This window comes from Streptomyces sp. NPDC047049 (assembly GCF_040643995.1).
GTDB lineage: Bacteria > Actinomycetota > Actinomycetes > Streptomycetales > Streptomycetaceae > Streptomyces > Streptomyces mooreae.
This window is the reverse complement of sequence record NZ_JBEYVM010000001.1, coordinates 777,057-789,233: the sequence shown is the minus strand read 5'-3', so window position 1 is coordinate 789,233 and position 12,177 is coordinate 777,057. Positions and strand designations below refer to the sequence as shown.

At 68.5% G+C, this 12,177-nt stretch carries 12 protein-coding genes; 3 read left to right on the top strand and 9 right to left on the bottom strand.

Going from position 1 to position 12,177, the window contains the following annotated elements; genetic code table 11:
* Positions 1–17 precede the first annotated feature (17 nt).
* From ABZ851_RS03655 to clpB, 5 genes are all read right to left on the bottom strand, one after another.
* Positions 18–380, bottom strand: coding sequence for a hypothetical protein (locus tag ABZ851_RS03655; protein WP_361121535.1), 363 nt, complete (start codon positions 378–380; stop codon positions 18–20).
* 7 nt (positions 381–387) lie between these two features.
* Positions 388–1,404, bottom strand: coding sequence for a hypothetical protein (locus ABZ851_RS03650; protein ID WP_361121532.1), 1,017 nt, complete (start codon positions 1,402–1,404; stop codon positions 388–390).
* Positions 1,401–1,997, bottom strand: coding sequence for a hypothetical protein (locus tag ABZ851_RS03645; protein WP_361121529.1), 597 nt, complete (start codon positions 1,995–1,997; stop codon positions 1,401–1,403). The genes ABZ851_RS03650 and ABZ851_RS03645 overlap by 4 nt, the downstream gene beginning before the upstream one ends.
* Before the next feature lie 233 nt (positions 1,998–2,230).
* A complete protein-coding gene (locus tag ABZ851_RS03640; RefSeq protein ID WP_088798597.1) occupies positions 2,231–2,767 on the bottom strand; it encodes a YbjN domain-containing protein in 537 nt (178 codons plus the stop codon).
* Between the two features lie 211 nt (positions 2,768–2,978).
* Positions 2,979–5,609, bottom strand: a complete 2,631-nt coding sequence (gene clpB, locus ABZ851_RS03635; RefSeq protein WP_361121526.1) for an ATP-dependent chaperone ClpB — start codon at positions 5,607–5,609, stop codon at positions 2,979–2,981.
* Between the two features lie 265 nt (positions 5,610–5,874).
* On the opposite strand from clpB, the gene ABZ851_RS03630 reads away from it, so the two are divergent.
* The 3 genes from ABZ851_RS03630 to ABZ851_RS03620 all read left to right on the top strand — a co-directional run bounded on the left by ABZ851_RS03630 (position 5,875) and on the right by ABZ851_RS03620 (position 7,721).
* Positions 5,875–6,456, top strand: coding sequence for a Uma2 family endonuclease (locus ABZ851_RS03630; RefSeq protein ID WP_361121523.1), 582 nt, complete (start codon positions 5,875–5,877; stop codon positions 6,454–6,456).
* Positions 6,457–6,485: 29 nt separating this feature from the next.
* Positions 6,486–6,890 carry a pyridoxamine 5'-phosphate oxidase family protein gene (locus ABZ851_RS03625; protein WP_361121520.1) on the top strand — a complete coding sequence of 135 codons (405 nt, stop codon included), beginning with the start codon at positions 6,486–6,488 and terminating at the stop codon, positions 6,888–6,890.
* A 426-nt stretch (positions 6,891–7,316) separates the two neighbouring features.
* The gene (locus ABZ851_RS03620) at positions 7,317–7,721 is read left to right on the top strand and encodes a hypothetical protein (protein WP_336047311.1); all 405 of its coding nucleotides are present in this window, start codon (positions 7,317–7,319) and stop codon (positions 7,719–7,721) included.
* A 159-nt stretch (positions 7,722–7,880) separates the two neighbouring features.
* Here ABZ851_RS03620 and ABZ851_RS03615 read toward each other — a convergent pair whose 3' ends face one another.
* From ABZ851_RS03615 to dnaK, 4 genes are read right to left on the bottom strand one after another with little or no spacing between them, the layout of a single operon-like run.
* Entirely contained in the window at positions 7,881–8,333 is a 453-nt protein-coding gene (locus tag ABZ851_RS03615) for a helix-turn-helix domain-containing protein (RefSeq protein WP_361121517.1), read from the bottom strand.
* 1 nt (position 8,334) lies between these two features.
* A complete protein-coding gene (gene dnaJ, locus ABZ851_RS03610) occupies positions 8,335–9,507 on the bottom strand; it encodes a molecular chaperone DnaJ (protein WP_361121514.1) in 1,173 nt (390 codons plus the stop codon).
* A 45-nt stretch (positions 9,508–9,552) separates the two neighbouring features.
* Complete coding sequence (gene grpE / locus ABZ851_RS03605) at positions 9,553–10,203, bottom strand: nucleotide exchange factor GrpE (protein ID WP_336047313.1); 651 nt, start codon at positions 10,201–10,203, stop codon at positions 9,553–9,555.
* Positions 10,200–12,056 carry a molecular chaperone DnaK gene (gene dnaK, locus ABZ851_RS03600; RefSeq protein ID WP_361121508.1) on the bottom strand — a complete coding sequence of 619 codons (1,857 nt, stop codon included), beginning with the start codon at positions 12,054–12,056 and terminating at the stop codon, positions 10,200–10,202. Before dnaK ends, grpE begins: the two co-directional genes overlap by 4 nt.
* Positions 12,057–12,177 lie beyond the last annotated feature (121 nt).

Sequence of the window (12,177 nt, the reverse complement as noted above, 5' to 3'; positions counted from 1 at the left end):
TGTGGTGCGGCGGGGCGTCACACCACGTAGCCGGGTGGCGGGACATCATCCGGAGCCTCCGGCGGCTCCTTGCGGTCACCATAGAAGTAGTCGTACAGATCCTGCAGGTAGGCGTAGAGAAGGTCATCGCGCCAGAAGTTGACCCTGGTCAGCTCGTACCAGTCCGCCACGCCGGCGGACCGCTCACGAAGCAGGTACTCCAATGCTTCACGCAGGTTCCGGGCGTCTGGCGACTTAGGGTTCCGGGCGATGTACGACTTGTAAAGGGAGACGTCATCGATGAACTCGATATTGAGGCAGGAACTGAAGAATTTACCGACCCCACCCACCTCCGCAAAAAAATGCGGGACACTCGACGGGTCGAATTCCCTGGAGTACATTCCCACCTCACCTGTTGAAGATTCTCACCGGCTCCGGGAACATGGTCACCAATTTATGCCCACCATTCCCGTCCGGTGCATAGATCGCCTTTATCTTCGCGTGCTGAAAGTCCACCGGCTTATAGTTGATGCTTTTATCGGAGTTCATCGGATTGTCGGGGTCGATGTAGAATCCGCGGAATCTCTGACTGTGGTCACCGAGGCCCCAGGCGTCTTCGGGCGAGAAGACGACTTCATGCCGGTTGGAGTTGGGCATTCGTGTTCTCTCGCCGTCGATTCTACCCCTGGCATGCTCATCTGCATGCATAAACGCTTCACCTTGCCCCTCCGCGAAGGCCGTGGAGAAGGAATCGCATTTATGCTTTTTCCCGGTCTCCGCATCCAGGTGCGCGTCCTCCCCCAACCGCTCCTTGGCGTTCGGTCCGTGCACTGGGTCGATCTTGTTCTCGGTCTGCACATAGCCGCCTTGGCGGGCAATACGCGGATTACCGTCGTCATCTTTGAGCAGATCCCCGTTCGCGTCCTTGGGCCCGGTCGGTGTGCCCAGCCGGTCCTTCAGCATGTCGTCGGTCGGATCGAGATGCCGCTGCGGACCGTGGCCCTGCCGACGGAGGTCATCGACACGCTCGCCCACGCGCCTCTTGTGCTGGTCACGAAGGTCGTCCTCGCCCAGCGCCCGCTGGCCGAGCTTCAGGTGAACCGCGTCCCGTTCGTCGTGGTGACGCCGCATGTTCTTGCGGATCGCCTCTTCGGCGTCGTCGATGTTCTTCTTGGTGATGTCCAGCCCGTGCCCGATCGACCGGTGCCCCCTGGCCATCGCCTTCGACATGTCGGTGATCATGGAATCGATGATCGGGCGGACCGCCTTCTCCACGATCAACCCGAACCTGCCCTTGCCGAGCAGTCTGCCGCGCGTTTTGGAGTCCAGATTGCTGCTGTGGCCTTCCACCCTCTCCGCATGCCCGTGGGCGTCCTTGGCCGCCTTCGCCAGATTGTCCGGGTGCGCCCGGAACCCCTCGCTCATGCCGCACCCCCCGCAGCGCCCAGCGCCGCGTCAACGCCCTTGAAGACGAGACCGGAGACGGCCTTCTCGATCTCGGCCTGGAAGGGTTCGATCGCCATGGAGACGAGTTCGGCGATGAGGACGTCCTCGATCTCCTGGATGACCTCTCTGACGATGCGCTTGCCGACCTCGATGGCTGCCGCCTCGGCGGCTGCCGCGATGCCGAGGGTCGCCACCGTCGCGGCGGCCGCGGCCGCCATTTCGACCGCGGTGATGACGAGTTGGGCGATGACCACGCCCTTGGCCGCGACCACACCGACGGCCGCGGACTCCAGTGCCGTGGCGAGCACTTCGCAGCAATTGGCCAGGACCACGTGGTGTTCGCCGGAGACCTGGGTCCACTTGCTGAGCAAGGCGTCGTAGGACGCGCCCTCATAGGCGTCGGCGAGGCCCTTCAGGGCCCCGTCCATCCCGTCGTGCGACTCCTTCAGCCCCTGGCCGAACTCCCGCACGTGCCCGCCCCAGGCCCGGAGTTCGTCCTCGTCGATGTCGGGCCACTCCAGGCCCATCAAATCCATGATCCAGACGACTTCACCAGGCAGCTCGATGGACACCGCCGGCCTCCCCCCAGGTCCGCGTCCACCCCGACTCCGTGGGCGGACTAACAATGCACGACGCAGAGTTCCACAGGTGGCCGAAAATGTTAAGCCTGGCCGGAACGGCCTCCCTCGCGCTGCCGCCCCCTTCTCCGGAAACCGGCCGCGTCCGGCTCCGCCCCGGCGCAGACGGACGCGGGCCCCGGAGCAATGCTCCGGGGCCCGCGCAGCCAGGGTGGGTGAGGCGAGGCTCAGGCCTCGTCGTCGCCCGGCTTCTCGTCGGAGTCGCCGTCGATCTCGGCCTCCAGGCCAAGCTGCTCGACGATCCACTTGTCGAATTCGATCGAGGCGCGGACCCAGCTGACCGTGCTCGACACAAAGTGTTCGAGCGAGACACCGGTGCCGATCAGCATCGATGCCTCACCGATCAGACGGACCGTGCCGTCGTCGTGGGTGTGGGTGTAGGCCTTGGGCCACAGCGTCCGGCGGTTCCAGTCGTCGATCGCCTCCAGCAGCTTCGACTTGTCGTCGATGCCGTGGGCACGGTCGTAGAACGTACGGACGGAGAAGATCTGCTGCTCCTCCTCGCCCCGGAACATGAAGTACGTGCGGAACTGCTCCCACGGAGCGGCGAGGTCACCCTCCTCGTCGACGACGTACTTCAGCTCCATCTGGTCGAGGAGCTGCTTGACCAGGTCCTGGTCAGGCACGACGGGACCCTCAGGCCCCGAGGGCTCGGGTTCGGGCTGGCCCCCGAAATTCGGAATCGAGGACGGGTCGATGCTCACCGTGGAATTCCCTTCGTCTGGTCCCTGCCATCCTCCCCCACATCCGCCCCGTCCTGGCAACCCGGGACGGAGCGGATACGGGGAAGAGGCCGCTCAGCTGTCGGTCAGGGAAATGATCAGGGACGCGACCGGGCGGCGCAGCCGTACCCCCGGATCGCGGCGCATCCGTGCCCCGGATCGCGGCGCAGCCGTACCCCGGATCGCGGGGCGGTCAGGCCACGGCCCGCCCGGCCGGCTCCACCGACAGCTGGTCGTCGTCCACGTCCACCCGCACGGTGTCCCCGTCCAGCACCTCGCCCGCCAGGATGGCGCGGGCGAGCGGGTCGCCAATGGCCGTCTGGACCAGCCGGCGCAGCGGCCGGGCGCCGTAGGAGAGGTCCGGCGCGGGGGCGTCGGGGACCGGCTCCTGGCCCAGCCAGGCGAGCCAGGTCAGGGCGCGGTCGGTGACGTCCAGGGTCAGACGGCGGTCACCGAGGCGGCGCTGCAGGTGGTCGAGCTGGATGCGGGCGATCCGCTGGAGCTGGTCGGTGCCGAGCGGGTGGAAGACCACCACGTCGTCGAGCCGGTTGAGGAATTCGGGCCGGAAGGCGGCGCGGACCGTCTCCAGCACCTTCTCCTTCTTCTGCTCCTCCTTGAGCAGCGGGTCCATCAGGAAGTTGGAGCCGAGGTTGGAGGTCAGGATGAGGATGGTGTTGCGGAAGTCGACCGTGCGGCCCTGGCCGTCCGTGAGCCGGCCGTCGTCGAGCACCTGCAGCAGGATGTCGAAGACGTCGTGGTGCGCCTTCTCGACCTCGTCCAGCAGGACGACGGAGTACGGACGGCGGCGGACCGCCTCGGTGAGCTGGCCGCCCTCCTCGTAGCCGATGTAGCCGGGCGGCGCGCCGACCAGCCGCGCGACGCTGTGCTTCTCGCCGTACTCCGACATGTCGATCCGGACCATCGCCCGCTCGTCGTCGAAGAGAAAGTCCGCGAGCGCCTTGGCCAGCTCGGTCTTGCCGACACCGGTCGGGCCGAGGAAGAGGAAGGAGCCGGTGGGGCGGTCCGGGTCGGCGATGCCGGCACGGGTGCGGCGCACCGCGTCGGAGACCGACCGTACGGCCTCGGTCTGGCCGATCAGGCGCTTGCCGAGCTCTTCCTCCATGCGCAGGAGCTTCTGGGTCTCGCCCTCCAGCAGCCGGCCGGCCGGGATGCCGGTCCAGGCGCCGACCACATCCGCGATGTCGTCGGGGCCGACCTCCTCCTTGACCATGGACTCCTTGGACGCCTCCTGCTCGGCCTCGGCGGCGGCCGCCTCCTCCAGGGCCTGCTCGACGCCCGGGATCTCGCCGTAGAGCAGCTTGGAAGCGGTGTCGAAGTCGCCGTCGCGCTGGGCCCGCTCGGCCTGGCCGCGCAGCTCGTCGAGCTTTTCCTTGAGGGCGCCGACCCGGTTGAGGCTTTCCTTCTCCTTCTCCCAGCGGGCGGTCAGGCCGCGCAGCTCCTCCTCCTTGTCGGCGAGGTCCTTGCGCAGCTTCTCCAGCCGCTGGAGGGAGCCGGCGTCGGTCTCGTTGCGCAGCGCCAGCTCCTCCATCTTGAGCCGGTCCACGGCGCGCTGGAGCTCGTCGATCTCCACCGGGGAGGAGTCGATCTCCATACGCAGCCGGGAGGCGGCCTCGTCGACGAGGTCGATGGCCTTGTCGGGCAGGAAGCGGGAGGTGATGTAGCGGTCGGAGAGGGAGGCCGCGGCGACCAGGGCGGAGTCCGCGATCTGCACCTTGTGGTGCGCCTCGTAGCGGCCCTTGAGCCCGCGCAGGATCGCCACCGTGTCCTCGACCGTCGGCTCGGCGACCAGCACCTGCTGGAAGCGCCGCTCCAGCGCCGGGTCCTTCTCGATCCGCTCGCGGTACTCGTCCAGCGTCGTCGCGCCGACCATCCGCAGCTCACCACGGGCGAGCATCGGCTTGAGCATGTTGCCGGCGTCCATCGAGGAGTCGCCGCCCGCGCCCGCGCCGACGACCGTGTGCAGCTCGTCGATGAAGGTGATGATCTGGCCCTCGCTGGACTTGATCTCCGCCAGAACGGTCTTCAGCCGCTCCTCGAACTCACCGCGGTACTTGGCGCCCGCGACCATCGCCCCCAGGTCGAGCGCGACCAGCCGCTTGTCGCGCAGCGACTCGGGCACATCGCCCTTGACGATCCGCTGCGCCAGGCCTTCGACGACGGCGGTCTTGCCGACGCCCGGCTCACCGATCAGCACGGGGTTGTTCTTGGTGCGGCGGGAGAGCACCTGCACCACGCGCCGGATCTCGTGGTCCCGGCCGATGACCGGGTCGAGCTTGCCCTCACGGGCGGCCGCCGTGAAGTCCGTACCGAACTTCTCCAGCGCCTTGTAGGTGCCCTCCGGGTCGGCGTTGGTCACCCGCTGGCCGCCCCGGCTCGCCTCGAAGGCGGCCAGCAGCTTCTTGGCGCTCGCGCCCTGGTCGGCCAGCAGCTCACCGGTGCGCCCGCCCTTGGCGGCGATCCCGATGAGCAGGTGCTCGGTGGAGACGTACGCGTCACCGAGCTCCTTGGCGCGCTGGGTGGCGTCCGCGATGGCGGCGAGCAGATCGCGGTCCGGCTGCGGCGGCGCGACCGTCGAGCCCTGGACGCTCGGCAGCCCGGCGAGCTGCCGCTCGGCGCCGTTGCGCAGCACGGCGGCGTCCGCCTCCACGGCGGACAGCAGGTCCATGATGTTCTCGTTGTCCTGCCCGGCCAGCAGCGCGAGCAGGAGATGCGCGGACGTCATGTCCGCATGCCCGGCGGTGACCGCCCGCTCATTGGCGGCGCTCAGCGCCTCCCGGCTCTTGTTGGTCAGCTCGGCGTCCACGTCCTCGCGATCCTCCTCGACTCGTCCTCAGCAGCGTCTTCGCCCAGAGCAGCGTCTTCGCCCAGTCTGACCCCGCCAGGGGCCGGACTCCCGGGGAAATCCTGCTCTCGCCAACGTGCGATAAGTTGAGTCTAAGACACTCAAGGCTGTTTCGGGAGCCGTCCACCTCGGCTCTCGCTCACTCGTGCGAGGGAATCGTGGCCGATCGCGCCCGCCCGTCCCCGCCGCCTGGTGACACTGGCCTTCGACCACAAGGAGGTGCAGCATGACGGCTATGGCACACGAGCCGATGCCCACGCAGGACGACATCCTCCTGGAAGGCTTTCTGGCGCTGGAGACCCCGACGGGTTTCCGGGCCGAGCTCATCGAGGGGGAGATCGCTGTGACACCGCCGCCGGATGGCGACCACGAGGACTACCTGAGTCTCGTCTTCGAGCAGGTGATGCAGATGTCCGCCACTGCCATGCAGTTCTCGGGGCACAAAGGACTCGTCCTCTCCCACGCAGCGGGCCAGCCCGCGGACCACGTGATCCCCGACGCCACCATCGCCCCACGCGCGCTGCGCCTCTTCCGCGGCGCCCCTCCCTGGATGCCCAGCGACGGCGTTGCCATGGTCGTCGAGGTGACGTCGAGCAAGCCCCACAAGGACCGTGTCGCCAAGCGCCACGGCTACGCCCGCGCCGGTATCCCGCTCTACCTGCTGGTGGACCGCAGCAAAGCCACCATCACGCTCTTCAGCGATCCCTCCGGGGACGACTACGTAGGGCACAACACCGCCCCCCTCGGCAAACCCCTCCCCCTCCCCGCCCCCTTCTCCTTCGAGCTGGAAACCACCGACTTCCTCTGACCCCCGGGCCCCGGCCTACCCTTGCTCCCATGGCCCATGACCTCAGCGCCCTCAGCCCGGAATACCTCGCCTTCTGGGGCGAGTACCTGATGCCGACGCTCACCACGCTGCGTACGGACGGGACCCCGCACGTCGTCCCGGTAGGCGTCACCTACGACGCCGGGCAGCGGATCGCGCGGATCATCACCCGCAAGGACAGCACCAAGGTCAAGAACATCGTCGCCGCCGGGGCGGACGGCGCCACCGTCGCCGTGTGCCAGGTCGACAAGGGGCGCTGGGCGACCCTGGAGGGCATCGCGCGGGTGCGTACGGACGCCGAGTCGGTGGCCGACGCGGTGCGCCGGTACGCCGAGCGCTACGGCCGGATGCCGACGCCCAACCCCGATCGCGTCATGATCGAGATCGCGGTGACCAAGGCGATGGGGCGGGCCTGAGCGTCCTCCCGCCGCCCCCGTGCCCCGCTGAGCCCACGCCCTGCCGAGCCCCCGGCCCTGGCTGAAAACGGACCTTCCCGCTCCGTCCCCGGCCGTCCACCTGGTACTCAGGAGTGACGGGAACCGAACAGCTCCGTGCAAGGACGGACGGCATCGGGCCTGCCCCAGGCAAAAGACGGCAGCTGGAGGCCGCATGGCGTCGGCAGTGCGCATCGTGACGACCGCTCCGCGCCGTCCGCCCCCCGCCCGGCCGCACCCGCACGCCGAGCTCTGCCCGCGCTGCGGCGGCCAACTGGCCGTCAGCCAGGACGGCTGGAAGATCTGTCACGCCTGCGGTTACGCTTCGCCGCCCGGTACAGCCCCTCCTCCACGGGCCACCCGCGGGGGTATCGTCGCCCCCACAGTCGCCACGCCCCGGAGGGCACGATGAACTCGGTCCGAGTCACGGCGATCGCCTGCCTGATGCCGCTGTCCGAGCTGGACGAGGATCCGTTCCTGGTCGACGACCGCGGCCAGCACGACATGTGCACCCAGTGGGCGGCAGCCCGTGACTACCACCTGACCTGCCGGCTCAGCCTGCACCACCTGCGCGCCGACCACGGCGCGCTGTGGCGCGATGTCGAAGCGGGCCTGGTGGATGTGTTCGTGGCGCCCAACCGCCGGGCACTGGAGAACGCCATCGACGGCACCGCCGAGTTCACCGCACGGTGCGCCGAGGCCGGGGTGCGGCTGGAGACCACCGACCTCGACGAGCCGGTCTACACCCTGGCGATGAAGTCGCAGGTGCACCGCCGGCTGTCGATGCCGACGGCCGGGTACAACGGCTGCTGAGCGGGCACGGCCGTACGCCGACGGACACCGGCGGCACGGCACGACGCCGCGCACCGCATGCCCCACGCCGCACGCCGCACGCGAAAACGCGACAAGGGCCGGGTTTCCCCGGCCCTTTGCCACCTCACGCGCCGGGAGCCCACGCCCCGGCCGGCCGGATCACTCCGGCCGCTTGGGCCGCCACACCACCAGCGCGCTGGTCTGCTGCACGTCGTGATACGGCACCAGATCCCGCCGGTAGGAGGCGTGCACCGCCGCTTCCCGCTGCTGCATCGCGCTGGCCGCGCCCTCCAGGGCGCCCTGCAGCTCGACGACCCGCTGCTGCAGGGCCACGACCTGGTTCTCCAGCTCGATGATGCGCTTGATGCCGGCCAGGTTGATGCCCTCGTCCTGGGACAACTGCTGCACCGTACGGAGCAGTTCGATGTCCCGGGCCGAATAGCGGCGGCCCCGCCCGGGCGTGCGGTCGGGCGAGACCAGCCCCAGCCGGTCGTACTGCCGAAGGGTCTGCGGATGCAGTCCGGAGAGCTGAGCCGCGACGGAGATGACATACACCGGCGACTCTTCGGTCAGTTCATAGGGGTTACGACGCTGCCCGCCCCGGCTGTCCATCTCAAGCTCCCTTCGCGGCCTGGAACAGCTCCGCCCGCGGGTCCGGGCCCGCGGTCGCCTCGCGATAGGACTCCAGCGACTCCTTCGCCTTGCCGCTGAGGTCACTCGGGACCAGCACCTCTATGGTGACCAGCAGATCACCCCGTGTGCCGTCCTTACGGGTCGCACCCTTGCCCCGGGCGCGCATGGTGCGTCCGTTGGGGGTGCCGGCCGGCAGCTTCAGCGTCACCGGCGGGCCGCCCAGCGTCGGCACCTTGACCTCACCACCGAGCGCGGCCTCCGGGAAGGTGACCGGCACCGTGACGGTGAGGTTGTCGCCCTTGCGGCCGAAGACCGGGTGGGCATCGACATGCACAACCACATACAGATCGCCCGCCGGGCCGCCCTGCTCGCCCGGAGCGCCCTTGCCGCGCAGCCGGATGCGCTGCCCGTCAAAGACGCCCGCGGGGATGCGGACCTGCATCGTGCGGGCACTGGTCGCCCGGCCGCTGCCCTTGCAGACCTCGCAGGGGTCCTGGGCGATCAGGCCCCGGCCCTTGCAGTCGGCGCACGGGTCGGTGAGCGAGAAGCCACCGCCCGCGCCCCGGCTGACCTGGCCGGTGCCGACACAGGTCGGACAGACCCGCGGCGTACCGTTTTTGTCGCCGGTGCCCGAACACGCCTTGCACGGCGCCTGGCTGGACATCCGCAGCGGGACCGTGGCCCCGTCGACCGCCTCGGTGAAGCTGAGCGTCACCTCGGACTCGATGTCCTGGCCGCGGCGCGCGTGGGTGCGCGTACCGGCGCCGCCGCGGTTGAACAGGCCGCCGAAGACGTCCCCGAGCCCGCCGCCGAAGCCGCCGCCCCCGCCGCCCTGACCGGGCGTGCCCCCGAAGAGGTCACCCAGGTCGAAGTTGAAGGAGCCGCCGCCGCCCGGACCCGGGCGGTAGCCGCCGTTGCCGAACAGCGCCCGCGCCTCGTCGTACTCCTTGCGGCGCTTGGTGTCGCCCAGGACGTCGTGGGCCTCGGAGATCTCCTTGAAGCGCTCCTCGGCCTTGGCGTCGCCCTTGTTGGCGTCCGGGTGGAACTCCCGGGCGAGCTTGCGGTACGCCTTCTTGATCTCCGCTTCGGTGGCGTCCTTCGGGACGCCGAGGACCTTGTAGTAGTCCTTCTCGACGAAGTCCTTGGTGCTCATCCCCGACGTCCCTCCTCCCGCACGGATTTACTCTCTGTCCTCACGTCAGCCCTCGTCCGGGCCACCGTTCTCCTCGTCCGAAGCCTTGGGGTCCTCGTCGGAGGCGGACTTGGCGCCCTGAGCGCCCGGCTGGGGCTCGGCGACGGCGACCCGCGCGGGGCGGATCGTTCGTTCACCGATGCGATACCCGGGCTGCAGGATCGCCACGCACGTCGTCTCGGTGACATCCGGTGCGTACGAATGCATCAGTGCCTCGTGGATCGTCGGGTCGAAGGGCTCGCCCTCCTTGCCGAACTGCTGCAGACCCAGCTTGGCGACCACGGTCTCCATCGATTCGGCCACCGACTTGAAGCCGCCGACCAGTTCGCCGTGCTCCCGGGCACGGCCGATGTCGTCGAGGGTGGGAAGGAGCTCGGACAGGAGGTTCGCCGCGGCGATCTCCTTGACCGTGACCCGGTCCCGTTCCACCCGACGGCGGTAGTTCTGGTACTCCGCCTGGAGCCGCTGGAGGTCCGCCGTGCGCTCGTTGAGCGCCGTACGTACCTGGTCCAGCTGCGCCTGGAGCGCTACGTCCGTTACGTCCCCGGCCGGGGCCGAGCCCGCCTTGTCGGCGGACTCGGCCTGCGCCGCGTCTTCGGGAGCGGCGTCGGAAGGGACGTCGGGCTTCTCGTCGAAGCCCGGGGTCTCCTCCGTCACGCGGCACCGTCCTTCTTGGGCTTCTCGTCGTCGACGATCTCGGCGTCCACGACGTCGTCATCGGCCTTGGCCTGCTCGGCACCCTCGGCACCCGCAGCGCCCTCGGCACCGGCCGCACCCTGGGCGTCGGCGTACATGGCCTGGCCCAGCTTCTGGGAGACGGCCGCGACCTTCTCGGTGGCGGTCCGGATCTCGGAGGTGTCCTCACCCTTGAGCTTTTCCTTCAGCTCGGTGAGGGCCTCCTCGACCTCGGTCTTGACCTCGCCCGGGACCTTCTCCTCGTTGTCCTTGAGGAACTTCTCGGTCTGGTAGACGAGCTGTTCGGCCTGGTTGCGGGTCTCGGCGGCCTCGCGGCGCTTGGTGTCCTCGTCCGCGTACTGCTCGGCCTCCTGGCGCATCCGGTCGACCTCGTCCTTCGGCAGCGAGGAGCCGCCGGTGACGGTCATCTTCTGCTCCTTGCCCGTGCCCAGGTCCTTCGCGGTCACGTGCATGATGCCGTTGGCGTCGATGTCGAAGGAGACCTCGATCTGCGGGACCCCGCGGGGGGCCGGCGGCAGACCGGTCAGCTCGAACATCCCGAGCTTCTTGTTGTACGCCGCGATCTCGCGCTCGCCCTGGTAGACCTGGATCTGCACGGACGGCTGGTTGTCCTCGGCCGTCGTGAAGATCTCGGACCGCTTGGTCGGGATCGTGGTGTTGCGCTCGATGAGCTTGGTCATGATGCCGCCCTTGGTCTCGATACCGAGGGACAGCGGGGTGACGTCCAGCAGGAGGACGTCCTTGACCTCACCCTTGAGGACACCGGCCTGGAGGGTGGCGCCGATGGCGACGACCTCGTCCGGGTTGACGCCCTTGTTGGCGTCCTTGCCACCGGTCAGCTCCTTGACGAGCTCGGCGACGGCGGGCATACGGGTGGAGCCGCCGACCAGGACCACGTGGTCGATCTCGGACAGGTTGATACCCGCGTCCTTGATCACGTTGTGGAACGGCGTCTTGCAGCGGTCCAGGAGGTCCGAGGTGAGCTGCTGGAACTGCGAGCGCGTGAGCTTCTCGTCCAGGTGCAGCGGGCCCTCGGCGGACGCGGTGATGTAGGGAAGGTTGATCGTCGTCTCGGTGGAGGACGACAGCTCGATCTTCGCCTTCTCGGCGGCCTCGCGCAGACGCTGCAGCGCCATCTTGTCCTTGGACAGATCGACGCCGTGGCCGTTCTGGAACTGCTTGACCAGGTAGTCGACGACGCGCTGGTCCCAGTCGTCACCACCGAGGTGGTTGTCACCGTTGGTGGCCTTCACCTCGACGACGCCGTCGCCGATCTCCAGCAGCGAGACGTCGAAGGTGCCGCCACCGAGGTCGAAGACCAGAATGGTCTGGTCGTCCTTCTCCAGGCCGTAGGCCAGGGCGGCCGCGGTGGGCTCGTTGACGATGCGCAGGACGTTGAGGCCCGCGATCTCACCGGCCTCCTTGGTGGCCTGGCGCTCGGAGTCGTTGAAGTAGGCCGGAACGGTGATGACCGCGTCGACGACCTTCTCGCCCAGATACGCCTCGGCGTCGCGCTTGAGCTTCTGCAGGATGAAGGCGCTCATCTGCTGCGGGTTGAAGCCCTTGCCGTCGATGTCGATCTTCCAGTCGGTGCCCATGTGGCGCTTGACCGACCGGATGGTCCTGTCGACGTTGGTGACCGCCTGACGCTTGGCGACCTCGCCGACCAGCACCTCGCCGTTCTTGGCGAAGGCGACAACGGACGGCGTGGTCCTGGCGCCCTCGGCGTTGGTGATGACGGTGGGCTCACCGCCTTCGAGAACACTGACGACGGAGTTCGTCGTGCCCAGGTCGATGCCGACCGCACGTGCCATTTCAATTCCTCCAGCTGACTTGAGTGGAACAGGCTCAAGAGTGCAGTACCGAAGAAAACCTGTCAACAGACCTGAGTCTCATGGACTCAAGTTTTATGTCGCTCTTATCGTCACCAGGCTT